The organism is Blautia sp. HA3515, assembly GCF_059933065.1.
Map to the genome: position 1 here is coordinate 1 of NZ_JAYFUY010000098.1, position 24,377 is coordinate 24,377.

Annotated in this window: 25 protein-coding genes and 6 pseudogenes; 5 read left to right on the forward strand and 26 right to left on the reverse strand. The window is 43.8% G+C overall.

Annotated elements, in window-relative coordinates:
- Positions 1–242 (forward strand): annotated as a pseudogene (locus R1Y93_RS08620) (DUF1836 domain-containing protein); the annotation flags it as partial.
- A gap of 72 nt (positions 243–314) precedes the next feature.
- On the opposite strand, the gene R1Y93_RS08625 reads toward R1Y93_RS08620, so the two are convergent.
- The 14 genes and pseudogenes from R1Y93_RS08625 to R1Y93_RS08690 all read right to left on the reverse strand — a co-directional run bounded on the left by R1Y93_RS08625 (position 315) and on the right by R1Y93_RS08690 (position 11,087).
- On the reverse strand, positions 315–617 hold the full coding sequence (locus R1Y93_RS08625; RefSeq protein ID WP_500822501.1) for a YerC/YecD family TrpR-related protein: 303 nt from the start codon (positions 615–617) through the stop codon (positions 315–317).
- A gap of 160 nt (positions 618–777) precedes the next feature.
- Positions 778–1,496: pseudogene (locus tag R1Y93_RS08630) on the reverse strand (phosphatase).
- A gap of 159 nt (positions 1,497–1,655) precedes the next feature.
- Positions 1,656–2,841 (reverse strand): annotated as a pseudogene (mmsB, locus tag R1Y93_RS08635) (multiple monosaccharide ABC transporter permease).
- Positions 2,842–2,843: 2 nt separating this feature from the next.
- A pseudogene (mmsA, locus tag R1Y93_RS08640) lies at positions 2,844–4,381 on the reverse strand (multiple monosaccharide ABC transporter ATP-binding protein).
- 139 nt (positions 4,382–4,520) lie between these two features.
- Positions 4,521–5,549, reverse strand: a complete 1,029-nt coding sequence (gene chvE / locus R1Y93_RS08645) for a multiple monosaccharide ABC transporter substrate-binding protein (protein WP_500822526.1) — start codon at positions 5,547–5,549, stop codon at positions 4,521–4,523.
- 222 nt (positions 5,550–5,771) lie between these two features.
- On the reverse strand, positions 5,772–6,197 hold the full coding sequence (locus R1Y93_RS08650) for a substrate-binding domain-containing protein (protein WP_500822502.1): 426 nt from the start codon (positions 6,195–6,197) through the stop codon (positions 5,772–5,774).
- Positions 6,155–6,331: a hypothetical protein gene (locus tag R1Y93_RS08655; RefSeq protein ID WP_500822503.1), complete on the reverse strand. Its 177-nt coding sequence runs from the start codon at positions 6,329–6,331 to the stop codon at positions 6,155–6,157. The genes R1Y93_RS08650 and R1Y93_RS08655 overlap by 43 nt, the downstream gene beginning before the upstream one ends.
- Before the next feature lie 27 nt (positions 6,332–6,358).
- The gene (locus tag R1Y93_RS08660) at positions 6,359–6,850 is read right to left on the reverse strand and encodes a substrate-binding domain-containing protein (protein ID WP_500822504.1); all 492 of its coding nucleotides are present in this window, start codon (positions 6,848–6,850) and stop codon (positions 6,359–6,361) included.
- A 70-nt stretch (positions 6,851–6,920) separates the two neighbouring features.
- Positions 6,921–8,516, reverse strand: coding sequence for a response regulator (locus R1Y93_RS08665; protein WP_500822505.1), 1,596 nt, complete (start codon positions 8,514–8,516; stop codon positions 6,921–6,923).
- A gap of 33 nt (positions 8,517–8,549) precedes the next feature.
- Positions 8,550–8,858, reverse strand: a complete 309-nt coding sequence (locus R1Y93_RS08670; RefSeq protein ID WP_500822506.1) for a sensor histidine kinase — start codon at positions 8,856–8,858, stop codon at positions 8,550–8,552.
- Positions 8,767–10,050 carry a histidine kinase gene (locus R1Y93_RS08675; protein WP_500822507.1) on the reverse strand — a complete coding sequence of 428 codons (1,284 nt, stop codon included), beginning with the start codon at positions 10,048–10,050 and terminating at the stop codon, positions 8,767–8,769. The genes R1Y93_RS08670 and R1Y93_RS08675 overlap by 92 nt, the downstream gene beginning before the upstream one ends.
- 26 nt (positions 10,051–10,076) lie before the next feature.
- Positions 10,077–10,463 carry a hypothetical protein gene (locus R1Y93_RS08680; protein ID WP_500822508.1) on the reverse strand — a complete coding sequence of 129 codons (387 nt, stop codon included), beginning with the start codon at positions 10,461–10,463 and terminating at the stop codon, positions 10,077–10,079.
- On the reverse strand, positions 10,408–10,791 hold the full coding sequence (locus tag R1Y93_RS08685; protein ID WP_500822509.1) for a substrate-binding domain-containing protein: 384 nt from the start codon (positions 10,789–10,791) through the stop codon (positions 10,408–10,410). The genes R1Y93_RS08680 and R1Y93_RS08685 overlap by 56 nt, the downstream gene beginning before the upstream one ends.
- A 23-nt stretch (positions 10,792–10,814) precedes the next feature.
- Entirely contained in the window at positions 10,815–11,087 is a 273-nt protein-coding gene (locus R1Y93_RS08690) for a hypothetical protein (RefSeq protein WP_500822510.1), read from the reverse strand.
- A 295-nt stretch (positions 11,088–11,382) separates the two neighbouring features.
- Between R1Y93_RS08690 and R1Y93_RS08695 the strand changes: the two genes are divergently transcribed.
- The 4 genes and pseudogenes from R1Y93_RS08695 (at position 11,383) to R1Y93_RS08710 (ending at position 13,496) form a co-directional block, all read left to right on the forward strand.
- On the forward strand, positions 11,383–11,616 hold the full coding sequence (locus R1Y93_RS08695; RefSeq protein WP_500822527.1) for a YesL family protein: 234 nt from the start codon (positions 11,383–11,385) through the stop codon (positions 11,614–11,616).
- Positions 11,519–12,034, forward strand: a complete 516-nt coding sequence (locus tag R1Y93_RS08700; RefSeq protein WP_500822511.1) for a YesL family protein — start codon at positions 11,519–11,521, stop codon at positions 12,032–12,034. The genes R1Y93_RS08695 and R1Y93_RS08700 overlap by 98 nt, the downstream gene beginning before the upstream one ends.
- Positions 12,031–12,959: pseudogene (mnmL, locus tag R1Y93_RS08705) on the forward strand (tRNA modification radical SAM protein MnmL/YtqA). The gene R1Y93_RS08700 and the pseudogene mnmL overlap by 4 nt, the downstream one beginning before the upstream one ends.
- Positions 12,960–12,983: 24 nt before the next feature.
- On the forward strand, positions 12,984–13,496 hold the full coding sequence (locus R1Y93_RS08710) for a DUF4364 family protein (RefSeq protein ID WP_500822512.1): 513 nt from the start codon (positions 12,984–12,986) through the stop codon (positions 13,494–13,496).
- Between the two features lie 52 nt (positions 13,497–13,548).
- Here the strand turns inward: R1Y93_RS08710 and R1Y93_RS08715 are convergent, their stop codons facing one another.
- The 12 genes and pseudogenes from R1Y93_RS08715 to thiC form a co-directional block, all read right to left on the reverse strand.
- Complete coding sequence (locus R1Y93_RS08715) at positions 13,549–14,868, reverse strand: replication-associated recombination protein A (RefSeq protein ID WP_500822513.1); 1,320 nt, start codon at positions 14,866–14,868, stop codon at positions 13,549–13,551.
- Between the two features lie 110 nt (positions 14,869–14,978).
- Complete coding sequence (locus R1Y93_RS08720; protein WP_500822514.1) at positions 14,979–15,683, reverse strand: polysaccharide deacetylase family protein; 705 nt, start codon at positions 15,681–15,683, stop codon at positions 14,979–14,981.
- A gap of 160 nt (positions 15,684–15,843) precedes the next feature.
- The gene (locus tag R1Y93_RS08725; RefSeq protein WP_500822515.1) at positions 15,844–16,473 is read right to left on the reverse strand and encodes a cytidylate kinase-like family protein; all 630 of its coding nucleotides are present in this window, start codon (positions 16,471–16,473) and stop codon (positions 15,844–15,846) included.
- An 11-nt stretch (positions 16,474–16,484) separates the two neighbouring features.
- The gene (locus R1Y93_RS08730) at positions 16,485–17,195 is read right to left on the reverse strand and encodes an ABC transporter ATP-binding protein (protein ID WP_500822516.1); all 711 of its coding nucleotides are present in this window, start codon (positions 17,193–17,195) and stop codon (positions 16,485–16,487) included.
- A gap of 13 nt (positions 17,196–17,208) precedes the next feature.
- Entirely contained in the window at positions 17,209–17,967 is a 759-nt protein-coding gene (locus R1Y93_RS08735) for an ABC transporter ATP-binding protein (RefSeq protein ID WP_500822517.1), read from the reverse strand.
- Positions 17,968–17,969: 2 nt separating this feature from the next.
- Positions 17,970–19,043, reverse strand: a complete 1,074-nt coding sequence (locus tag R1Y93_RS08740) for a branched-chain amino acid ABC transporter permease (protein ID WP_500822528.1) — start codon at positions 19,041–19,043, stop codon at positions 17,970–17,972.
- A 10-nt stretch (positions 19,044–19,053) separates the two neighbouring features.
- Positions 19,054–19,938: a branched-chain amino acid ABC transporter permease gene (locus tag R1Y93_RS08745; protein ID WP_294528023.1), complete on the reverse strand. Its 885-nt coding sequence runs from the start codon at positions 19,936–19,938 to the stop codon at positions 19,054–19,056.
- Positions 19,939–20,190: 252 nt separating this feature from the next.
- Positions 20,191–21,354, reverse strand: coding sequence for an ABC transporter substrate-binding protein (locus R1Y93_RS08750; RefSeq protein WP_500822518.1), 1,164 nt, complete (start codon positions 21,352–21,354; stop codon positions 20,191–20,193).
- Positions 21,355–21,600: 246 nt separating this feature from the next.
- Complete coding sequence (rplT, locus tag R1Y93_RS08755) at positions 21,601–21,957, reverse strand: 50S ribosomal protein L20 (protein WP_158421856.1); 357 nt, start codon at positions 21,955–21,957, stop codon at positions 21,601–21,603.
- Between the two features lie 39 nt (positions 21,958–21,996).
- Positions 21,997–22,194: a 50S ribosomal protein L35 gene (gene rpmI / locus R1Y93_RS08760; protein WP_158421855.1), complete on the reverse strand. Its 198-nt coding sequence runs from the start codon at positions 22,192–22,194 to the stop codon at positions 21,997–21,999.
- 60 nt (positions 22,195–22,254) lie between these two features.
- A pseudogene (infC, locus tag R1Y93_RS08765) lies at positions 22,255–22,750 on the reverse strand (translation initiation factor IF-3).
- Positions 22,751–23,039: 289 nt separating this feature from the next.
- Positions 23,040–24,350, reverse strand: a complete 1,311-nt coding sequence (thiC, locus tag R1Y93_RS08770; RefSeq protein WP_158421881.1) for a phosphomethylpyrimidine synthase ThiC — start codon at positions 24,348–24,350, stop codon at positions 23,040–23,042.
- Between the last annotated feature and the right edge of the window lie 27 nt (positions 24,351–24,377).

Below are 24,377 nucleotides of genomic sequence, written 5' to 3' on the forward strand. Positions count from 1 at the left end.
TGGAGAAAAACCATATTGAACAGATGGAGAAGAATCTTCTTCGGGATTTTTCTGTTTCATCCAAAACTTTTCAGGATGCAGATCCCCAGGATCAGGAATTTCTCCGAAGGTTTTCCTTTATATGTGAATTAAGCTTTGACGTATACGTCAAAAAAATGATCATCGAAAAGCTGATCGACCAGATGGTCCCTGGTGATACCAAAAAAGAGCGTAAAAAATCTTCCAAAAAAACAGACGACTGAAACTGACAGTCGTCTGTTTTTACGTGGTACGTTTCCTGATCATATATATTGTCATCTAATATATTTCAGTTTTTATTCCTGCTCTTCTTTTGCTTTCATTCTGGCAAATACCATTTCATAACCGTCATTACCATAATTCAATGAACGATTCACACGGCTGATCGTAGCGGTGGATGCTCCTGTCTTCTCTGAAATGTCCAGGTATGTGCGCTTATCCATCAGCATCTTCGCCACCTCAAATCTCTGTGATAAGGATAAAAGCTCATTAATGGTACACACATCCTCAAACAATGTGTAGCATTCTTCCTCATCCTTCAAACACAGGATTGCCTCAAAAAGATGGTCAACTGCCTCTGTTCTGATATTTTTTCCCATAGTCTTACTCCTTTACAGCAACTGCAGCTGCATATGTTTTATTTCCATTCGTTCCCTTTTCCAATACATTACTGAATGGCATTATCTTTTATTATTTTAACACGCTAAACTGTGATAAGCAAGGGATTTTTCTGTAATTTCCCAGATATTCCTGTCCAGCTTACCTCTCCAGATACTGGCAAAGCAGTTCATAAGAACGATTCAGCACCAATTCCTTTGGAAAGTCCATTTCATTCAAAAGGCGTACTGCATACTCAAATCTGCCGATCAGTTCATCAAAATGAGCATCACTGTCTACCACAATAGGTACCTGATACTCCTTGCACAGCTTTAACATCTTACGGTCATTCTCCCATGCGATTCCTCTCTGCAGCCGGCAGGATCCAGAGAATGATTATTTAACTCCAGAACCTTGCCATAATCCTTGGCCGCCTGCACCACTGCCTGGTAATCCACTGGAAAACGTCCGTCATCCGGATGGCCGATAATGTCTACATATGGATTTTTGATCGTATTCAGGTAAGCCTGTGTATTCTCCTCCACTGTCCCAGGCTCTGTGCAGGCAATATGAAGGCTGGCGATCACAATATCCATAGAATTAAGCAGCTTATCTGACATGTCCAGGGTTCCCCGGCTGTCCATAATATTTACCTCACTTCCAAGAAAAAGCCGAATCCCATACATTTCTCTTGAAACGATCTTCAGATTATCAAAATAAAACCTGTGGCAGGTTCCCGGCAGCTTAGGCGCATGCTCCGTGATCCCCAGTGCTTTCAGTCCTTTATCTGCTGCTGCCCGTGCCATTTCACGGATCGTGTTGTAAGCATGTCCGCTGGCAATGGTATGTGTGTGCAGATCAGCTTCGAAATTGTATTCCATAATCTTCTCACTCCTCCTGATTTCCTGTCAGTCTTCATAGTATAACACATTTTTTCAGGAAAGCAAAACAAGGATACTGTCCAAAGACAATACCCTGTTTCGCGTCTCGAGAGAATATTATTTTAACAACTAATGCTTGAGAGACCTGTTTCTCTGCCCTTATTTTGCAATAAAGGACTTTCTCTTACTTACTACATCAAAGATAACTGCTGCCAGAAGCACCGCACCTTTAACAACCTTCTGCATATTCTGGTCAGTACCCATGATACTCATACCCTGGTTGATAATACCCATCAGCACAGCACCTGCAACAACTCCAGGTACAGTACCTGTTCCACCGTAAGCAGATGCACCACCGATAAAGCAGGAGCCAATCGCATCCATTTCATAGTTCTGTCCATATGTAGGCTGAGCAGATGTCATACGTGCTACTGTAAGAAGACCTGCAAGACCTGCAAGGAAGCCCATATTTGCATAAGCAATGAAGTAAACTTTGTTTGTATTAATACCGGGAAAGCTTGGTCGCTTTCTCATTACCGCCAACTGCATAGAAATGACGTCCAACAGTTGTTTTACTGGTAATATAGCCATAAACAATTACCACCAGAATAACCCATACAAGGGAAGTAGGAACACCTTTGTACTGTGCCAGTTTTATACATACAGCCATGATCACTGCTACGATCAGGATCATTTTTCCGTATACAGCCACAGCACTTCCTGCGTCATAACCGTTTTTCTTACGATTCATGTAAGTTCTGACGGTAAGGATCACATAGATCGCACATGCAAGAATTCCTACAGCAAGAGCGACTTTATTAAGTCCGTCCTCTCCGCCAAGAAAATCCGGAATATAACAGTTTGCACCGCCGCCAAACAGTTTTACGAAAGTCTCAGATTTGATCGGCAATGTTTTTCCCTGAAGAACCACGTTGGACAACCCACGGAACATCAGCATTCCTGCCAGTGTAACAATAAAAGGAGGGATTCTTACATAAGCGATCCAGAATGCCTGCCATGCTCCGATGAGTGTACCAATAAGAAGTGCCAGAATAATGGCTACTCCATCTGGAAGGTTCATATTTTCCATAAAAATGCCGCACAGGGCACCTACAAAACATACTACGGATCCAACAGAAAGGTCAATGTTTCCTCCTGTGAGGATACACAGCAGCATACCGGTTGCCAGTACAAATACGTATGCGTTCTGTGAGATCAGGTTGTTAATATTCTGGGGAAGAAGAATCTTGCCCTGTGTTCCCCATGCGAAAAATATAGTTACAAGCACCAGGACAATGATCATTGTATATTTCTGAAAACCTTCTTTAAACTTTGTCTTATCCATTTTTACTCTCCTTTGCTTGACTGCATAATGCAGGTCATGATCACTTCCTGGGAAGCTTCTTCTGAGGATAATTCTCCTGCAATTCTGCCTTCATTCATTACATAGATCCTGTCTGACATTCCAAGAACCTCGGGAAGCTCAGAGGAAATCATGATCACAGATTTGCCTTCTGCCACAAGACTGTTAATGATACAGTAAATCTCATACTTTGCACCAACATCAATCCCTCGGGTAGGCTCATCCAGGATCAGGATGTCCGGATCTGCAAACATCCATTTTGCAAGAAGCACCTTCTGCTGGTTTCCACCGCTTAGGTTGCCCACATTCTGTTCAACTGTAGGACATTTGGTTTTCAGCTTGTCCTTATATTCCACTGCTACAGCATACTCTTTGTCCTGGTCAATGACCCCATGATTACTGATACCTGCCAGATTTGCCAGACTGGTATTATTCTTGATGGAATTACTGAGGATCAGACCATCGCCTTTTCTATCCTCTGTCACATAGGCCAGCTTGTGCTCGATGGCATCCCTGGCACTTTTCAGATGAACTTCTTTTCCGTTAATAAAAAGCTGTCCACTAATATTGGTTCCATAGCTTTTTCCGAAAATACTCATGGCAAGCTCTGTTCGTCCTGCTCCCATCAATCCGGAAATACCTACAACCTCACCTTTACGCACATTCAGGGATACATTGTCCACAACTTTCCGCTCATTGTACAGTGGATGGTACACATTCCAGTTCTTAACTTCCATACGCACATCACCGATCTTTACCCCTGGCCGTTTTGGGAAACGGTCAGCGATCTCACGGCCTACCATACCTTTAATGATCCTCTCCTCTGAGAAATCATCCACACCCTTTGTCAGTGTTTCAATGGTAGAGCCGTCACGGATCACTGTGATCTTATCTGCCACATAGGAAACCTCATTCAGCTTATGTGAAATAATGATGGAGGTCAGCCCTTCTTTTTTTAATTTAAGAAGCAGATCCAGAAGTGCCTGGAATCCGCCTCGTTCAAAGATGAAGTAGGCTCATCCAGGATCAGAAGCTTAGCATTCTTGGCCAGAGCCTTTGCAATCTCTACCAGCTGCTGCTTGCCTACTCCAATGTCTTTGATATAAGTCCTTACAGAATCTGTAAGACCTACCTGTTTTGTATATTTCTCTGCCAGCCGATATGTCTCGTCCCAGTTGATGGCAGCTTTTTTTCCACGCTCATTTCCAAGGAACATATTTTCTCCGATGGTCATATATGGTATCAGAGCCAGTTCCTGATGGATAATTACAATTCCTTTTGCCTCACTGTCTTTAATATCATGGAAATTACAGATTTCTCCGTCATAAATGATATCGCCTTCATAAGAACCATGAGGATAAATTCCCGAAAGAACATTCATCAAAGTCGATTTCCCGGCACCGTTTTCTCCTACCAGCGCATGGATCTCGCCCTGCTCTACCTGTAGATTCACGTTATCTAGCGCTTTCACACCGGGGAATGTTTTGGTGATATTCTTCATTTCCAACAGTATCTTTGCCAAAATTTTTCCCTCCAGACTTTCCCAATTTAATCCAGAAACCATTATTTTTAAAACTGGGGCTGTCGCACAAACAGCCAGAAGACGTTTTATGCGGCAGCCTCAAAAATATTACTTATTATGTCAGTTCATATGAAACTGATTATTTCAACTGATCCTCTGTGTAATATCCGGAATCAACAAGAAGTTCTTTGTAGTTGTCAGCTGTGCATACTACAGGCTCGCAAAGGAATGAAGGAATAACGCCTGTACCGTTGTCATATGTCTCTGTATCGTTTACAGGAGCCTCGCCGCCCTGCATGATAGCATCAACCATTTCAACAACCTTGGATGCCAGTGTACGTGTATCTTTGAATACGGACATAGCCTGTTTTCCATCAATGATATTCGGCATGTTTGCAATGTCGCAGTCCTGACCTGTGATGATCGGATATTCGCCTGTGTAGTTTGCTGCAAGAGCATTCTCTACACCAAGTGCTGTGGAGTCATTGGATGCAAGAACAGCGTCAAGATTTGTTCCATCTGCATAGTAGGAAGAAAGGATATTCTCAAATCTGGACTGTGCAGTTTCTGTTGACCAGTTTGCTGTAGCAACCTCATCCTTTGTCATCTGTCCGGACGGAACAACCAGCTTTCCTTCATCAATGTATGGCTGAAGAACGTCCATAGCGCCGCCGAAGAAGAAGTTTACATTGTTGTCACCAGGATCACCTGTAACGAACTCAATGTTGTAAGGTCCATCTGTATTGTCCAGATCCAGAGCATCTACCAGGAACTGGCCCTGTGTCTTACCAACAAGATAGTTATCAAATGTTGCATAGTAGGAAATCGCATCTGTGTTCATGATCAGACGGTCATAGGAGATAACCGGGATATTATTTTCTTTTGCCTGAGCAAGAACGGTTCCAAGAGAATCACCTTCGATGGAAGCAACCACAAGAAGCTGATCTCCGTTAGCGATCATATTCTCTACCTGGGAAACCTGTGTGCTGACTTCATTGCCTGCATACTGCAGATCTACTTCATAGCCTTTTGCTTCCAGCTCTTTCTTCATGTTCTCGCCGTCCTGGTTCCATCTCTGAAGATCCTGGGTAGGCATTGCAACACCGATCAGTCCCTTGCTTTCATCAGCGTGTGCAACTGTAGGAACTACTACCAGACCAGCTACCATTGATGCACAAAGAGTTGCAGCAAATAATTTTCTTTTCATTTTGTAAATCCTCCCTTTAATCTTATACCTTCTCGGTACATTCATTTTTGATGATGTTATCTTAGCACGGGCAATACAGGACATAGTTGCCAACATATCGGATTATTTACGGAAAACAAAAAATGCCCTGCCATAAGCAAGACATTTTTGCCACAAAAAAATCCTATTGACTTTTTATTCCAGTCAGTCCTCCCTGGGAACATTCAGATACACATCTTCTACGGAATGATAGCCTCCCTCAATAATGATCTCATCCATATTCCGGCTGGTAACGGAAATAGGCTGAAGCATACAAAAAGGAATATCCCCAGAGCCATCATTGATACTGCTGTTGATCCTGGACAGCTTTTCGTCCTTTGCCATACTGACTGCATACCTGGCTGCTACCTTTGCCAGAAGCTCAACTGATTTAAAAGCGGTCATTGTCTGGGTGCCTTCCACGATCCTCTGGCAGGCAGCTAGGTCTCCGTCCTGTCCCACCACCTGTACTTTTCCCGCAAGTCTGTGTTCTGCCAGAACACGTACTACCTGAGCTGCTATATCATCATTCCCGCACATGACCCCGCTTACATCCGGATATTTTTCCAGTGCTTCATCCAGATAATCCACAGCCAGCTACTGCTGCTCCAGCCTTTACAATGTGCTTCATAAACCACTTCCAGATTACTGTCTTCCCAATTCCTCCCCATAAAGCCCTGATACACCAGCTTCACATTATTATCTTCTTCAGCCCCCTGGATCATAATGATCTGTCCCCCATCCGGGCATGATCACGTTTCAGTTTCCTTTCCCATTAAAGTGCCTACTGCTTTGTTATTAAAAGAAACATGCAGACCTGTATCTCCGTTCAGGATCAGGCGGTCATAACTGATGGTTTTGATCCCCTTTTCCTTTGCAGCATGCATCACATCAGACAAGGCCGCACAGTCTGCAGCCACCACTGCAAGAACATCCACGTTTTTATCGATCAGATACTGGATCTGGGAAATCTGTTCCTGAACACTGCCATTTGCATTCTGCACATTCACAGAAGCTCCCAGCTTTTTCGCTGTGGAAACAAATACATCCCTGTCACGGATCCAACGTTCGATCACAAAGGAATCAAAACTGAACCCGATCTTTACTTCCTGATCTTCTTTGTTATTATTATCTTCTTCCTGCTGCCCGCTTTCCAGTGTTCTTTCTGTAGTCTTGCTTCCACATCCAGTTCCAAGAACACATATACACAAAAACAGACATATTATATTTTTCAATCTCTTCATATTGCTGCTCCTACCCTCATCTTCATCTGCGCATTTTTGTTTTACTGATTCTTTCGCAGATCGTTTGACTCTATCCTAATCTTTCCCTGAATTCACTGGGGGTTGCTCCTTCATACCGTTTAAAGATCCTGCTGAAATAATTGGGATCACTGTACCCACACATACTGCAGATCTCTTTAATACTGTACTTCTGATTCTTTAGAAGCTGTCTGGCATTTGTCATCCTGATCCTGGTCAGATACTCCACAAAGCCCTCACCTTGTTCCTGCTTAAATAACTTACTGAAATAATACGGACTGATATCCACCATTCTGGAAACTTCATCAAGAGAAATGTCCTTATTATAATTTTCATCAATATAATTCCTGGCTTTTGCAACTACAGACTCGGATTCCTTTTCCTTTGTAGTTGCCATGCTCTGGCATACGTGGGCTGTTTTCTCCAAAAACCAGTTCCGTAATTCTTCATAATCCCTGCATCCATGGATCTCTTTCAGGTAGTTCTCTCTGTAACGGAAACCATACTTCACTCCGCCCTTAAAAAACGCAGTATGCTCTATCCTCATTACCAGTTCCAGCACTTTGATCTCAATGTCTTCCCTATATTCCCGGTAATGCTCCAGCATCCAGTCAAAAAACCGGTTGGCTGTATCCATTGCCCCTGCATAATCCGGTTCCATTGCTCTTTGAAGAAAACGATTTTCCAATTCCAGTGGGTATTCTCCGTCATAATCCTTTACAATAGGAATATCATTAATATGCACCACATGGCTGTCTCCTTCCCGCAATGCACGCAAAGCCTCAGTGTAAGAATCCTTCACATTTTCCCAGGACTTGACTCTTCCAATCCCGCCTCTGAATTTACAGTCGATCCTGTTTTCCAGACGATGGAGCATATTACGCATTCTGGTAAGGATCTCCACACGTTCCTCATACTCTACACTCCCCGTCTGATATGGCACAAGAAGGATGATACGATTTCCCATCACAGGCCCTACCAGACAGTCCAGAAAGCTTTTGGCGATCTCCCGAAACTCCGTATAGAATTTGTTAGCCTTTACACTGGCTCCTACTGCATTGGTAAGCACGCCGTTCTCCACACTGTCTCCAAATTCCACTACCACCATAAAAGCATATTCCTGTGTAATATTCAGCAGCACCTGATAATTACTTTGGTATGTATGGAATTCGTCAAGAAGCAGAAGATTATATATATAACCAGACTCGATCACAGGCACTACGATCTCCAGCTTTTCACGGATCTTCAGGTCATCGCTTCGCTTCCTCCTTGTCTCATCCACCAGCTGCATAGCCTTTGTGCAGACTTCCAGGATCTTCTTCTTATTCACAGGCTTCATCAGATATTCCAGAACCCCAAGATTAATGGCTTCCTGTGCATAATGAAATTTGTCATATGCTGAAATAACAATAAAAATAGTGTTCTGGTTAAACTTTCTAACCTCTTTAATAGCCTGGATCCCGTTCAGCCCCGGCATCTGAATATCCACCAGTGCAATATCCGGCCGGAAGCTTTCTGCCTGTTCTACCACTGCCCTTCCGGTTTTTGCGCAGGCTATCTCACATTCATCCCCAAAACTGCTGGTAATAATAGTTTTAAGGGATTCTACCATGATCCCTTCATCATCTGCGATTAATATTCTGTACATTTACTTTTCCTTTCCCTGCTTCCATGAAGTGTTTTAGCATCTGGTACTGTCCGGAATCTGTATGATCACTTCTGTTCCCAGATCTTCTCCCTGGCTTTGGATGGACAGCAGGCCTTTTTCTCCATAATACAATTCCAGCCTGCTGATCACATTGTTCATACCTACACCTGTGGAATCCCCTGCTTCTTCCTCACTGGTAATCTCTCCATCCAATATCTGCCGGATTCGTTCCCTGGAAATACCTTTTCCGTTATCTTTTACACTGATCTGTATAGAACAGCTCTTCTTTTCGTCTGATACACAAATGGATCCTACCTTCCCAGTCAATATTCCGGATACCATGATTCACAGCATTTTCCACGATCGGCTGTAGGATCATGCTGGGAATCCTGCAGTCAAGCACAGCTTCATCCACATCTGTTGTATAATGAATATCCCCGGAAAAGCGTACATTTAAAATGTAGATATAATTCTCCACTGCCTCCACTTCCTCCTGAAGCGTGGCATCTTCACTGCCTTTTTTTACATTGTAGCGAAAGAAATCTGCCATCTTCTCCACAAAAATACTGGTTTTCTCTGCATCCTCCATCATAGCCAGCTGTGCCCCTGCATTCAGGGAATTGAAAAGAAAATGAGGATTGATCTGTGACTGCAGATACTTTAGCTGCGCTTCCTTCAAATGATTCGTCATAAGAAGCTCCCGCTCCATCATTTTCTGTTCTTTTACCATATTCTCCTTGGTAAGATTCACATATTCTTCCAGACTTGATACCATAGAATTAAAGGTTCTTGTCAGTACACCAACCTCATCTCCTGCATCTGTGGAAGGCATTTTCACATTAAAATTGGCCTGCCCTACCAGCTTTACCGTAGCTGCCAGCTTTGTAAGCGGGGCGGATACGCTCTTTACCATCAGATACAGCATCAGCATGCAGATCCCCATAACCATAATAAGAAGTACTGAACTTACGATCTCCAGATACCAGATAGCATTTTGGAGAGCCTGATAGCTTGAAGAGTTATTCAGAAACTGCTGTCCATTCAGATCTCCGATGTAAGTCTTCAGGTAATGATATACCTGCAGGGCTTCCCCATAAGAATCCTTATACTTCTCCACATTCCGCCCACGCTTTGCCTGCACTGTTTCTGCCGTATAAGCCAGATAGGTTTCTGACATATTCCGTATATTACGCTCCAGAAGCTTTACCGGATTCTCCATTACCTGTTCATTCAGCTTTTCCAGAAGCTTCCTGTAATTCTCCTCATAACGGTAATAATTCTCCAACGTATCTGAAGACTTCACCGTAAGATAATCGTACATACCGATCTGAACCTTTTCCAGGGACTGGGCAAGCTCTGTAATATTCACATTGCTGGCATATACAGTATCCAGTGTCTGCATGGTACGGTTCATCTGCCAATACAGAAGTGTATTTGTGCCAAAAAGGATCACAGCCACTATGATTACCTGTATCAAAACCTTTACTGCAAGGGAAAGATCCTTCCATCTCAGTTTTTTTCTTGTTTTATTCATTCAAATTCCCCTGTCCTTAAGTTGTCTTATGTCTCGTCCTTTGTACTGGCGATCACATCCAGATCCACATTATAATAGGCATTTGTTCTGCCTTCTTCCCAATATTCTGTGAGAGCTTCAATACTGTATTTCCCAATCTGCTCCACATTCATGCTGATGGTCACAGGGATCAGCCCTTTCCTGACAGCATCCATTATCGTCCTGGAGGTATAATATCCAATGATCTTTACATCTCCTACCATATTGTAATCGATCATGGCCTGATACGCACACTTGGTCGTAACCTCATCCAGACAGAGCAGGATCTGAGGCGGTCCTTCCGGTGACTGGAAAATACTGCGGATCTCTTCTTCTGTATCAAACCGACTTATAAGACAAAATATTGCGGGTCTGTATTTTGATCCGCTGATCATTGCCAGCCTTCTTCTCAATGGCACTGTAGATCTGGGCATAGATCTGATTCTGTCCAAGTTCCTGTTCCCGGTTCAAAAGAAGCATCACCCTTGAGGTGGAAGGATCGATCAGCTTTGCCACCTGTTCTCCGTATACCTGGCCCAGCTGGTAATCATTGATTCCCACAAAGGACTGTCTGGTACTCTTTGTGGCATCATTGGCAATGATCACCACAGGGATCCCCTTTTCCACTGCCTCATCGATCTTTTCCTGCATACCCTTTTCTCCATTGTACTCCAGGATGATCCCGTCTACCCGTGAGGCAATACTCATGTCCATATAGTCCATTTTAGTATAATCACCGCCGTTCTCTAGTGCTTTTCAGTTCCAAACACAGCGCTGTTGGCCAGTGCTTCTTTTCTTGCATTCTTGTATACATCCTGCCAGAAGGTTTCATTTCGACTGTCAACGATCATTTCATACTGATATTTATAGACCTGATTCAGTTCTTCTGACATGGCGCCTGCATTTTCCATGATTTTATTATAATAAGAAAGAGATAGAAAAAAATGAAAAGGACTGCAACCAGTACTGCAACCACCATCAGCCATACCTGTCTGCCTATCCTGTGTCTGTTTTCCCATACGCACAACTCCCCCTGCCGGCTATATCTAGCAAACCCCTTTTCTCATATTATACCAAAATTCTCCCATTCATCAAAGACATTTTCGTCCTAAAACTCAACCAATCTTCCAATTGCTTTTTACCCATAGATTCGTTATACTATGATTGCAGCGTGGAGTGCAAAGCACGAAACAATCCGTGTAATCTGACGATTTTGTGTTTTAACACCAAAATCATACTATACCATATTGATATTTTAGGAGGTTTTTTTATATGGGACGTTTTTTTGATATGGATAACAGATTTTTTACTTTTATGAGCAGAGTCAGCGACCTGATCATCCTGAACCTGCTATGTATACTCTGTTGTCTCCCCATTATCACAGCAGGCACATCCATTACCGCCATGTTCTATGTTACCCTGAAGATGGTGCGCAACGAAGAAGCCTACATTGCCAAAAGCTTCTTCAAGTGCGTTCAAACAGAATTTAAAGCAGTCCATTATCATCAACCTGATCATGCTGGTAACAGGCGCACTTCTGTATTTTGACCTGACCATCTCCAAAAGCATGAGTGGCCTTCCTGGTAAGGCACTTTCTGTAATCTTCATGATGATCCTGCTGCTTTACGTAATGGTATTTATTTATATTTACCCAGTACTTGCCAAGTTTTACAACACCACTAAGAATACCTTTATCAACGCATTCCTGATGGCGATCCGTCATCTTCCATATACGCTTTTGATGCTTCTGATCACAGCACTGCCGGTTGCCATCCTGTATATTCCTACATTTAAGGTTCAATCCCTGGTGCTTTTGCTTTTTGTTCTTATTGGTTTTGCCGCTATTGCCTATATCAATTCTCACTTTTTTGTAAAGATTTTTGATAATTATATTCCAAAAGAAAACACACCGGCAGAGGAAGACCAGCTGGAACAGGAGGATGATTCCCAGGTATCCGGTTCATGACCAGTTGGAACGGCAAGCCTTATCATTCCCTTGACTATATGCTTCGGCAGCGGTTCGGAGAAAAGATATACAAGGTTACACTGAACGGCGGCATGACCTGTCCCAACCGTGACGGTAAGATTGGGAAAGAGGCTGTATTTTCTGCAGTGCAGGAGGCAGCGGTGATTTTGCTGCCAGTGCTTCCCTTTCCATTACGGAACAGATCCGGCAGCAGATCCAGATAGTGTCTGCTAAACGCCCAATCCATAAGTATATTGCCTATTTTCAGGCTTACACTAATACCTATGCTCCAGTAGAATATCTGGAGAAAATATTCACAGAAGCCATCCAAAGCCCGGATATCTGCGCCTTATCCATCGGCACCAGGCCGGACTGTCTGGAAGAGCCTGTGATCCGGCTGCTTTCCAGGCTGAATCAGATCAAGCCTGTGTGGGTAGAGCTTGGTCTTCAGACCATCCATGAGCATACAGCCAGATATATCCGCAGAGGCTACCCTCTTTCCTGTTTTGACCAGGCCATGCAAAGCCTTCATCAGGCAGGACTGGAAGTGATCGTGCATACCATCCTGGGACTTCCGGGGGAGACTTCCAAGGATGTTCTTGAAACCATGAAGTACCTGAACACCTGTCAGATCCAGGGGATCAAGCTTCAGCTTCTCCATGTGCTTTCCGGTACAGATTTGGCTGCTGATTATCAGGCTGGAAAGTTTTCCGTACTGGACCGTGAGGAATATATTGACCTGGTGATCCGCTGTCTGGAACACCTGGATCCTTCCATTGTGATCCACCGGGTAACAGGAGATGGCCCTAAGGATCTGCTGATCGCCCCTTTGTGGGCTTCCAGGAAACGGGAAGTGCTGAATCTTCTCCATCACCAGATGAAGGAGAAGGGAAGCTATCAGGGCAAAGCTTTTACCCAAGTATAAATACAATTTTAGGAGGTTGATCGTATGGAAACACCATTTACAGTATATAAGCTTATTATTTTGTACATGCTGTCCCATTCAGACACGGAGCTTACCAATTCTCAGCTTTCTGAATTTATCCTTGACCGGGATTATACCAATTATTTTCATCTTCAGCAGGCTATCTCCGAGCTTGTGGAGGCAGGACTGATCTATAAGCGGGTAAAGTCCAATTCCTCTTATTACCAGATCACCTCTGATGGTGTAAACACCCTTTCTTTTTTTGAGTCTGACCTTTCACCGGAGATCCGTAAAGATGTATCCGAATTTCTGAAAACAGCCGGTTATGAAGTACAGAATTCTATTGTTACCCCTGCTGATTATTATATCACATCCCAGGGAAACTACTCTGTACGCTGTCAGCTTCTTGAGAAAAACGTATCCCTGATCGACCTGAATATTTCCGTTCCCACACTGGAAGCTGCGGAAGCGGTATGTAAGGCCTGGCCTTTAAAATACCAGAAAATCTATGATAAATTAATGGAGGAGCTGTTATAAGCCCCTCCACTTTTATATCTGTTTCTCTATACTCCGGCAGAATATGTTCTTCTTAAGCCTGCTCCCGGATCTTCTTCATATGTTCTTTTAGTTTTTTCTCATATCCCATATCACTTAATTCATAAAAAGTTTCCCCAAGGATCTCAGAAGGCAGATACTGCTGCTCCACATAATGATTGGGATAATCGTGTGCATACTTATAGCCAATGCCATGGCCAAGCTTCTCATGACCGCCATAATGGGCATCCTGCAAATGGGCAGGCACTGTTGTACGCTTATGTTTTACAGAATCCATAGCTGCAAAAATAGCATTTACTGCTGAATTGCTTTTGGGGGCACATGCCATATATGCAGCTGCCTGGGCCAGAATGATCTGTGACTCCGGCATGCCTACACGCTCCACAGCCTGGGCCGCTGCCACAGCTACCTGAATCGCCTGAGGATCTGCATTTCCAATATCCTCAGATGCCAGGATCATGATCCTTCTTGCAATAAATTTCACATCTTCCCCTGCATACAGCATCTTGGCAAGATAATAAACGGCTGCATCCGGATCTGATCCCCGCATACTTTTAATGAAAGCAGATATAATATCGTAGTGATTATCCCCGTTCTTGTCATAACGTACCACCCGCTTCTGGATGCACTCAGAAGCCACTTCAAGAGTAATATGGATCTTCCCGTCCTCTCCCCTTGGTGTAGTAAGGATCCCCAGTTCAATAGCATTCAATGCACTTCTTGCATCTCCCCCTGCCATATCTGCCAGAAAATCCAGGGCATCCTCATCGATCATAGCCTGGTAGCTGCCCATTCCTCTTTCTGTATCCTGGACAGCCCGCAGGATCAGTTCCTTGATCTCCGGTATTTCCAGGGCCTTCAGTTCAAATACAATAGATCTGGATAAAAGAGCGCCGTTCACCTCAAAATAGGGATTCTCTGTAGTGGCACCGATCAGGATCACTGTTCCATCCTCCACAAAAGGAAGCAGATAGTCCTGCTGGCTTTTGTTAAAACGATGGATCTCATCAATGAACAGGATTGTTTTCTTACCGTACATGCCAAGAGTATCCTGTGCCTGCTTTACAACCTCTTCCATATCTTTCTTCCCTGCCACAGTGGCATTGATCTGGGTAAAGCTGGCGCTTGTAGTATTGGCGATCACCTTTGCCAAAGTGGTTTTACCTGTTCCCGGCGGTCCGTAGAATATAACTGAAGTCAGCTTGTCAGCCTTGATCGCCCGGTAAAGCAGCTTGTCCTTACCCACAATATGCTGCTGTCCCACCACCTCATCCAGAGTTCTTGGGCGAAGTCTGGACGCAAGAGGGGACTCTCTTTCCATTGTTTTTGATTTTGCATATTCAAATAAATCCATATATCTGTAACTCCCATCTGAAGAACTTTTTCCTTGCTGTTCACTTTTCATCTGCCTCATGATTGGAATTATAACAGAAAAATCAGTAAAAGTACATATGTTCCAGGTTTTTACAGGATCAGCAGCTGATCCACAGTGACAAATTCGTAGCCACGCTCCAGCAGCTCATCCATGATCTGCACGGCTGCATCCACAGAAGTCTGGTAGCCGTCATGCATCAGGATAATAGAACCGTCTTTTACCTGAGATCGTACCAGACTCATAATACAATCCACATTTTTGCTTTTCCAGTCCAATGTGTCCACATCCCAAAGAACAGGGAACATAGTCACCAAAAGATCAAAATTTTTCGGCCAGGCTCCAAAGGGAGGACGTACATACTGGGGATACACCCCAGTGATCTTGTATATTTCATTACTGGTTCTTTCTACCTCAGTTCTGGCCTGGGCAACAGGGATTTTATCCAATTCTACATGATTATAGGTATGGTTTCCCAACAGATGTCCTTCCTTTTGCATCTGTTGCACCAGCTTTTCATTTCCCGGAATGTTTTTACCCATAAGAAAAAAAGAGGCATGGATTCCTCTTTTCTCTAATTCTTTTAAAAGAACCGGTGTATATTTTTTATTGGGTCCATCGTCAAATGTAAGGGCAACCTTTGGCTTTTCTATCTGCACCACCTGGCTGGCCTGCTTTTTTTCCCGATTGAAAGCTCCTGCGCCCACTCCTACTGCTGCCAGGAACAGACTCCATGTGAGTGCAGCTGCTATCGTTCTGATCTTCTTGATCCAGTTCTTCCCCATTTTGAAATCCACTCCGTCTTTTCCTATACTATATGCAGATTATTCCTGAATAGACTATGGGAAGCGCTGATGCATATTTCATACTGATTCCCCACAAGTGCAAAAGAATAGCGGGAACCCTGAAGTTCCCGCCATCTATATACGTGATTATACTGATGTTGTATTCAAAGATTTATTTAAGCTTCTCCCGAAGAAGTGCCAGCCTGTGTTCGATTTCCTCTACGCACTTATCGTAACCAAGCTTGCTGCTGTCAAGACACAGATCGTAATTGGTGGCATCTGTCCACTCTTTGCCTGTAAATCTGCGACAGTATTCAAACTTACGTTTATCGTCCTTCTGGAGGAATTTCTCAATCTCTCTTGGTGTTTTGCTCAGCTTCTCTGCTGCCTTCTCCATACGGAATTCCCAGGATGCATGAATAAACACGCTTAAAACATTGGGATAATCCTTCAGTACATAATTGGAACAACGTCCAATGATCACACAGGACTCAGTCTCTGCCAGATGGCGGATCGTTTTGGCCTGATAATTGAAAAGATTCTCATCAGATGTGAATTCTTTGCTGTGTGGCGGGATCAAATCTCCTGTGTAAATGCTTTCTTTCTTGAAAAGAGGCGGCTTGGCACTACTGTACTCATCCACTCTTCCAAAAAGTGTTTCATGGATCCCACTGTCGTCAGAAGCCATACGGATAATGTCCTTATCATAATAGGAAATCCCCAGCTTCTTGGAAAGCATCTCGCCTACTGTACGGCCGCCGCTGCCATACTGTCTTGCAATGGTAATCACATAATTACTCATGTCGTCCCTCCTTATTCTCCCAGATATGCCTTCTGTACAGCCTGATCATTAAGCAGATCACTGGCTTTTCCGCTCATGCTGATCCTTCCGGTCTCCAGCACATATGCACGGTCTGCAATGGTAAGGGCCTTCTTAGCATTCTGTTCTACAAGAAGAACGGTTGTACCGCTCTCGCTTACTACACGTATAATATCAAAGATCTCATTTACAAAAATAGGGGAAAGACCCATAGATGGTTCATCCATGACGATCAGCTTTGGTTTGCTCATCAGCGCACGACCCATGGCAAGCATCTGCTGCTCACCACCTGATAAGGTACCTGCTCTTTGCCCTTTACGCTCTTCCAGTCTGGGGAAACGCTTATAAATACCGGCAAGGCTTTCCTGGATCTCAGCCTTGTTCTTTCTTGTGTAAGCTCCCATGATCAGATTCTCATAAACACTCAGATCGGAAAATACCCTTCTTCCTTCCGGTACATGGGCAATTCCAAGTTCCACGATCTTATGGGCAGGAATCTTTGTAATATCCTTGCCTTCAAAAGTGATGGAGCCTTCTTTTGCACTAAGAAGACCTGTCAGCGTCTGAAGGGTGGTGGTTTTTCCTGCGCCATTAGCACCGATCAGTGCAATAACCTCTCCCTGGTTTACTTCAAAGGAAATCCCCTTCAATGCATGGATCACACCATAATATACGTGCAAATCTTTTACTTCTAACATTGCCATTTTCGTTTCCTCCTTACTCTCCCAGATATGCTGTGATAACGGCCGGATCTTTCAGCACCTGTGCTGTCTTGCCCTGGCAAAGAACCTGACCAAAGTTAAGAACAGTCAGTTCCTCGCAGATACCGCCTACCAGCTTCATATCATGCTCGATCAGCAGGATCGTCATATTGAAATGGTCACGTACAAAACGGATCATATCCATCAGTTCCTGAGTCTCATTAGGGTTCATACCTGCTGCAGGTTCATCCAGAAGAAGCAGCTTGGGTTCTGTAGCAAGCGCCCTGGCGATCTCCAGCTTACGCTGTTCACCATAAGGCAGGTTGCCTGCAAGATAATCTGCAAAAGTATCAAGGCCGAACACTTTCAGAAGCTCCATAGCCTTTTCATTCATCTGCTTCTCAACCTTAAAATATTTTGGAAATCTGAATATACCTGTAAAGGTAGAATACTTATAATTGTTGTTCAGACCTGCCTTTACATTGTCCAGCACTGTCATATCCTTAAACAGACGGATATTCTGGAAGGTCCTTGCAATACCTGCTTTATTGATCTCAATAGGATTTTTACCTGTAATATCAACGCCGTCCAGCTTGATGATCCCTTCAGTAGGCTTATATACACCAGTAAGAAGATTGAATACAGTTGTTTTTCCTGCTCCGTTAGGTCCGATCAGACCATATAATTCTCCCTGATTGATCTGAATATTAAAATTATCAACTGCATGAAGGCCGCCAAACTGAATGGACAGGTTTTTAACGTCTAAGATAGCCATGATCAAGCCGCCTCCTTTTCTTTTCCATGTTTTTTAAATTTATCGGCCACTCTGCTTCTGAAATCCCTTGCAGCAGGTGCCCAGTTAAACAGCATCATGATGATCATAATGATTGCATAGATCAGCATACGGTATGTGGAGAATCCACGAAGCAGCTCCGGAAGGGCGTACAGGATAATAGTAGCAATGATGGAACCACGAAGATTACCAATACCGCCAAGAATCACGTAAACCAGGAAGGTAATGGACAGGTTATAGTCAAATACAGAAACCTTCAGCATGGAAAGGTTATGTGCATAAAGCACACCTGCCACACCTGCAATCGCTGCTGAAATGGTAAAAGCAAGCAGTTTGTTCTTGGTTACATTGATGCCAATGGACTCTGCAGCAATACGATTATCCCTGGTAGCCGTAATGGCACGGCCGCTTCTGGAATTTACCAGGTTCTGCACAACAAACAGAGACACCAGTACCAGGATCACACCGATCAGGAAAAAGTAGCCTTTAATATCCTTATAAAGTGTAGCTGTCTTGGAAATACCAAGTGCACCCTTAATGATCTGCTTTCCGCCCGGCTCCAGTTGAAGCGCACCGGAACTTGTAGTAACGTGAAGGCCTTTGCTGTCCACACCCACATACAAAATATTGATCAGGTTCTTAATGATCTCACCAAAAGCAAGTGTTACGATAGCAAGATAATCCCCCCGAAGACGAAGTACCGGAATGCCGATGAGGAAACCAAGAAGTGCAGCTACTGCTGCCCCGATGAGAATCGCAATGATCAGTCTTGGTACAGAGGGGATCACATCGCTTGCAACATGGGAAAATACTGCACTTGCATATGCGCCCACGCACATAAAGCCTGCATGTCCAAGGCTCAGTTCACCGGAATAACCTACGACCAGGTTCAGGGAAATGGCTGCAATTACATATACACAGATTGGAACAAGAAGACCTGTCAGAAGCCTGGACAGATTTCCTGTGGAAGAAAGCGTCTGTGCAACAGCAAAGATCACAAGCACCATGCCATATGTAATAAAATTGTTTTTTGATGTTTTGTTCATACCTTTCTTCATCTTGTCCACCTCACACTTTCTCCTGGATATTCTTACCGAATAATCCTGCCGGTTTTACAAGGAGTACAATAATCAGGACTCCAAACACAATAGCGTCTGCAACCTGAGAAGAAATATATGCTTTACTGAAGATCTCGATCACACCAAGGAGAAGTCCGCCGATCATCGCACCTGGAATGGATCCAATACCTCCAAATACAGCAGCTACAAAAGCCTTGATACCAGGCATAGCACCTGTGTAAGGAGAAAGAGTTGGGTATGCAGAACACATGAAAAGACCTGCAATCGCAGCCAGCCCGGAACCAATAGCAAAAGTAAGGGAGATGGTTGCATTTACATTAACACCCATCAACTGTGCAGCATCCCGATCCTCGGAAACTGCCTGCATGGCACGTCCAGGCTTTGTCTTCTTAACAAAAAGCTGTAATCCAACCATGATCACAATACATGCAGCAATGGTCAGGATCGTCATCCCCTTGATCACCAGCTCTCCACCAAACAAAGACAGAGACGGAAGATCGATCACTGTAACAAAGCTCTTCGCATCAGCACCAAAAACCAAAAGGGCCAGGTTCTGCAGAAGATAGCTGACACCAATGGCAGTGATCAGAACTGCCAGATTAGAAGATGCTTTACGGAGAGGACGATATGCAACTGCCTCGATCACAACACCCATCAATGTACAGATCACAACAGATAAAAGAATTGCCACTGCAGGTGACAGTCCGGCTTTTGTGATGGCGGTAAGGATCACGAAAGCACCAACCATGATTACATCACCATGGGCAAAATTCAGCATCTTCGCAATTCCATACACCATAGTATAACCAAGTGCGATCATTGCGTAGATACTTCCAAGGTTTATCCCGTCTTTTAAATATACCAAAAAACTCATAACCCACCTCGTAATATGAATGATTTGTATTTCATGAGCGTGCTTGAAAATTCATTCCCGGATGTAAATAGTCTAAAGTCTTGGTCTTACCGGAAGTAAATTTTCAGACACGCTCCAGGTCACTTTAAAGAAAATCCCCGGGATCTTCTTAAATACAAGAGGGAGACGGCAATCATCTTAACCGTCTCCCCGTTTGCTTAACGGCCATTCCCTGTATATCCAGGAAAATGTCCCTGTATTTTGTTTAAAGGATTATTCATCCATGGATGCGTAAACACCATCTTTGATCACATATGCTTTTGGTGCTTTATCACATTCGCCATCCTCTGTCCATTTTGCTTCTCCTGTAAGACCATCAATTGTGATGTTCAGCATGGACTCAGACATTGCTGCACTGATATCCTCATTGGACATATCCGGTGTGATACCTGCATCATCAGCAGCTGCCTTCATAGCATAGATCACATCATATGCATCAGCTGCGAACTGGTTCGGAACCTCACCGTTGTTAGCATCACCATATGCTTTTACAAAGTTCTTGGTAGCCTCATCCTCACCTGTAGCAGAGAAAGGTGTCAGAAGCATAACGCCCTCTGCAAGGGATGTATCAAAGTTCTCAACATTCAGGATACCGTCCATACCGTCAACTCCGAAGAATTTAATATCAAGACCGATATCGCTTGCCTGCTGAAGGATGAGTGCATTGTCAGAATAATAGTTAGGAAGGAACAGAAGCTCTGCACCGCTCTTCTTAATGCTCTGAAGCTGTGCGGAGAAGTCCTGATTACTATCTGTGGTGTATTTCTGATCATCTACAAGCTCAAGACCGTATTCATCACAAGCTTCAACAAATGCATCGTGAACACCTACATTGTAATCTGCTGCTGAATCATACAGTGTAGCTACCTTTGTAGCAAGACCTTTCTCAGAAATGTACTCTGCAGATTTGGTACCCTGCATAGGATCTGTAAAGCACATACGGAATTCATTGTCGCCTGCCTCAATACTCTCTACTGCTGTAGCAGAAGGTGTAAACAGGAATGTGCTGTCAGCTGCTTCACTGGCAACAGCGATGCAAGCACCGGATGTAACTGTTCCGCAAAGCATCTGCATACCCTTGTCAAGAAGATCATCATATGCATGGATGGCTTTATCCGGATCGCCCTGATCATCACCTGCATCCAGGATCTCTACCTTATATCCATTGAATCCACCATTCTCATTGATCTCATCCGCTGCGATCTTAGCTGCGTTGTAAACACCGGTACCATACTGTGCGTAATCACCGGTCATAGGTCCGATCACACCAATCTTAAAAGTCTCTTCCTCATCTGCAAATACAGATACAGGTGCGATAGATGTAACTGCCATCGCTGCGGCTGCTGTAATACTGAGTACTTTTTTCAGATTTCTCATAATAAAATCTCCTCCTTAGATTTTAAGGAAGAAGCCAGCGGGAAAACCGGATCATGTATGTCTTATATATAGTCAAAAAGCCCACTGGTCCATCCAGCCGGCTTTGGCTCCCTAATGACTTTTCCTCTTTACTACTTCAATGTAGCAATTATAGCATCACATTATTTTGATTGCAAGTGATATTTTGTACAAAAATCAAAAGAATCCAGGGAAATTATTTTCCCTGGACTCCAGAATTTATGATTCTTATGCGATTGCAGCCTTTGCAACTTCAGCTAATGCTTTGAAGCCTTCTGCATCATTAACAGCCAGATCTGCAAGCATCTTTCTGTTGATGTCAACATTAGCAACCTTCAGGCCATGCATCATCTTGCTGTAGGATAATCCGTTCATTCTTGCTGCAGCGTTGATACGAGCGATCCACAGACTTCTGAACTGACGTTTTTTCTGTTTTCTTCCTGCATAAGAGCTTGTAAGTGCTCTCATTACAGACTGTTTTGCGATTCTATACTGTTTGGAACGGGCTCCTCTGTAGCCTTTTGCCAGTTTTAATACACGGTTATGTTTCTTCTTTGCGTTTAATCCGCCTTTAATTCTTGCCATCTCTTATTTTCCTCCTGTTCGTCGTCTTCTATCTGTATCTTATAAATATGGTAATGCTTTCTTCATGCTCTTAACATTTGTAGAATCAACAACAGTAGATTTTCTCAGATTTCTTTTTCTCTTCTGAGATTTTTTGGTTAAGATATGACTCTTGTAAGCTTTATTTCTCATTAATTTTCCTGTACCTGTCTTTTTGAAGCGCTTTGCTGCTGCTCTACATGTTTTAATTTTTGGCATTGTAGTTTCCTCCTTAATTTTCGTATTATGAACTGCCCTGCGGCATAAATGCTGCTGAATTTATTTCTTCTGAGCTAAGAACATGGTCATGCTTCTGCCTTCCACCTTAGGTGCTTTCTCCACATTAGCCACTTCTTTCAGCATATCTGCGAAATCATCAAGCACATGCTTGCTGGCTGACATATGAGCCATTTCTCTTCCGCGGAATCTGAGAGTTACTTTCACCCTATCGCCCTTTGAAAGAAACTTCCTTGCTGCATTGACTTTTGTCATAAGGTCGTTTGTATCGATATTCGGTGAAAGCCGCACTTCTTTAACATCAATCGTTTTCTGTTTTTTTCTTGGCTTCTTTTTCTTTTCTTGCAAGTTCGTAACGGTATTTACCGTAATCAATGATCTTGCATACCGGCGGTTTAGCCTGGGGGGCAATCTTTACCAGATCAAGCCCTGCCTCCTGAGCCTTGAACATTGCTTCCTTTGCGGACATAATACCGAGCTGTGCTCCGTCCGGGCCAATCAAGCGTACTTCTCTGTCCCTGATTTGTTCGTTAATCATTAAACTGCTAATTGTAGTGCACCTCCATACCTGATAGATAAATACTAAATCACCCGCCAGCTTCCCAATTTCTCTCTGGGAAACCTTCTGCCTTAAACATGAAAAAAGTGCGGACAGAATCCACACTTCACCTATTACACAAATCACATCTTTAAATATAAGCTGTGCAATATTAACCCAAGTCGCCTGACTGCGCTAAGGTGAGAGTGTAACTCTGCTTTGTTTTCTCACGTACTTAGATACAATACCATGGTTTCCCTTAGAAGTCAAGGACTTTTTAATAATTATTTTATAATATATCAATATACTCCCCTGCCAGAGCCTTGTTCATGCTGCGGACTGCACAGAATTTACCGCACATACTGCAGGTATCGCTGTGGTCATCTTCCGGCTTACGGCTGTCACGGATCTGTCTTGCAGTCTCAGGATCGAGAGCACAGGCATACTGAGCTTCCCAATCAAGCTTCTGCCGTGCATCTGCCATACGGTCGTCAATATCTCTTGCTCCCGGAATGCCCTTGGCAATATCAGCTGCATGGGCTGCGATCTTGGAAGCAATGATCCCCTGCTTAACATCATCCACATTAGGAAGAGCCAGATGCTCTGCAGGCGTTACGTAGCAAAGGAAAGCAGCTCCGCTCATAGCTGCCACAGCGCCGCCGATAGCTGCAGTAATATGGTCATATCCAGGTGCAATGTCTGTTACAAGAGGCCCAAGTACATAGAAAGGCGCTCCCATACAAATGGTCTGCTGCACTTTCATATTGGCTGCTACCTGATCCAGCGGCACATGTCCCGGTCCCTCTACCATAACCTGTACATTATGCGCCCATGCACGTTTGGTCAGTTCCCCAAGGCGGACAAGTTCCTCGATCTGACATACGTCGGTTGCATCTGCCAGACATCCCGGACGACAAGCATCCCCAAGGGAAATGGTAACATCATATTCCTCACAGATATCAAGAATTTCATCAAAATACTCATAAAATGGATTCTCTTCTCCAGTCATGCTCATCCATGCAAAAACCAGGCTTCCGCCACGGCTTACAATATTCATTTTTCTTTTATGATTCCGTATCTGATCAATGGTTTTCCTTGTGATCCCGCAGTGCAGCGTTACAAAATCTACACCATCCTGGGCATGAAGCCTTACAACGTCAATAAAATCCTTGGCTGTTAAAGTTGCCAGATCCCTTTGGTAATGGATCACGCTGTCATATACAGGAACCGTTCCGATCATAACAGGACATTCCTGGGTCAGTTTCTGACGGAAGGGCTGAGTATTGCCATGGCTTGACAGATCCATAATCGCCTCTGCGCCCAGCTTCACAGCACTCATGACCTTTTCCATCTCAATATCATAGTCTTTACAGTCACGGGACACTCCCAGATTAACATTGATCTTTGTGCGAAGCATGCTTCCCACGCCTTCCGGATCAAGACATTTGTGATTCTTATTTGCGCAGATCGCAACCTTGCCTTCCCCAACCAGCTTTCTTAATGCATCTGTCGTCATATGTTCTTTTTTTGCCACAATCTCCATTTCCTTTGTGACAATGCCTTTCCTTGCAGCATCCATCTGTGTGGTATAATTTCTCAATCTTTTTTCCTCCATAAAAAAAGCCTC

What these genes read in the sequence shown, in the direction of transcription:
- R1Y93_RS08750 (WP_500822518.1), bottom strand. Translation starts at nt 21,354, where the DNA reads ATGAGAAATCTGAAAAAAGTACTCAGTATTACAGCAGCCGCAGCGATG.
- R1Y93_RS08730 (WP_500822516.1), bottom strand. Translation starts at nt 17,195, where the DNA reads ATGGCAATGTTAGAAGTAAAAGATTTGCACGTATATTATGGTGTGATC.
- R1Y93_RS08710 (WP_500822512.1), top strand. Translation starts at nt 12,984, where the DNA reads ATGGAAACACCATTTACAGTATATAAGCTTATTATTTTGTACATGCTG.
- chvE (WP_500822526.1), bottom strand. Translation starts at nt 5,549, where the DNA reads ATGGTAGCTGGTCTGGTAGTAGTTCCTACAGTTGCACACGCTGATGAA.
- R1Y93_RS08625 (WP_500822501.1), bottom strand. Translation starts at nt 617, where the DNA reads ATGGGAAAAAATATCAGAACAGAGGCAGTTGACCATCTTTTTGAGGCA.
- R1Y93_RS08745 (WP_294528023.1), bottom strand. Translation starts at nt 19,938, where the DNA reads ATGAGTTTTTTGGTATATTTAAAAGACGGGATAAACCTTGGAAGTATC.
- R1Y93_RS08680 (WP_500822508.1), bottom strand. Translation starts at nt 10,463, where the DNA reads ATGATCAGCGGATCAAAATACAGACCCGCAATATTTTGTCTTATAAGT.
- rplT (WP_158421856.1), bottom strand. Translation starts at nt 21,957, where the DNA reads ATGGCAAGAATTAAAGGCGGATTAAACGCAAAGAAGAAACATAACCGT.
- R1Y93_RS08690 (WP_500822510.1), bottom strand. Translation starts at nt 11,087, where the DNA reads ATGGGAAAACAGACACAGGATAGGCAGACAGGTATGGCTGATGGTGGT.
- R1Y93_RS08665 (WP_500822505.1), bottom strand. Translation starts at nt 8,516, where the DNA reads ATGTACAGAATATTAATCGCAGATGATGAAGGGATCATGGTAGAATCC.
- R1Y93_RS08735 (WP_500822517.1), bottom strand. Translation starts at nt 17,967, where the DNA reads ATGGCTATCTTAGACGTTAAAAACCTGTCCATTCAGTTTGGCGGCCTT.
- R1Y93_RS08715 (WP_500822513.1), bottom strand. Translation starts at nt 14,868, where the DNA reads ATGGATTTATTTGAATATGCAAAATCAAAAACAATGGAAAGAGAGTCC.
- R1Y93_RS08695 (WP_500822527.1), top strand. Translation starts at nt 11,383, where the DNA reads ATGAGCAGAGTCAGCGACCTGATCATCCTGAACCTGCTATGTATACTC.
- R1Y93_RS08675 (WP_500822507.1), bottom strand. Translation starts at nt 10,050, where the DNA reads ATGAATAAAACAAGAAAAAAACTGAGATGGAAGGATCTTTCCCTTGCA.
- R1Y93_RS08740 (WP_500822528.1), bottom strand. Translation starts at nt 19,043, where the DNA reads ATGAAGAAAGGTATGAACAAAACATCAAAAAACAATTTTATTACATAT.
- R1Y93_RS08655 (WP_500822503.1), bottom strand. Translation starts at nt 6,331, where the DNA reads ATGATCCAGGGGGCTGAAGAAGATAATAATGTGAAGCTGGTGTATCAG.
- R1Y93_RS08670 (WP_500822506.1), bottom strand. Translation starts at nt 8,858, where the DNA reads ATGGTATCCGGAATATTGACTGGGAAGGTAGGATCCATTTGTGTATCA.
- R1Y93_RS08685 (WP_500822509.1), bottom strand. Translation starts at nt 10,791, where the DNA reads ATGGACTATATGGACATGAGTATTGCCTCACGGGTAGACGGGATCATC.
- rpmI (WP_158421855.1), bottom strand. Translation starts at nt 22,194, where the DNA reads ATGCCAAAAATTAAAACATGTAGAGCAGCAGCAAAGCGCTTCAAAAAG.
- R1Y93_RS08725 (WP_500822515.1), bottom strand. Translation starts at nt 16,473, where the DNA reads ATGAGTAATTATGTGATTACCATTGCAAGACAGTATGGCAGCGGCGGC.
- R1Y93_RS08660 (WP_500822504.1), bottom strand. Translation starts at nt 6,850, where the DNA reads ATGAAGAGATTGAAAAATATAATATGTCTGTTTTTGTGTATATGTGTT.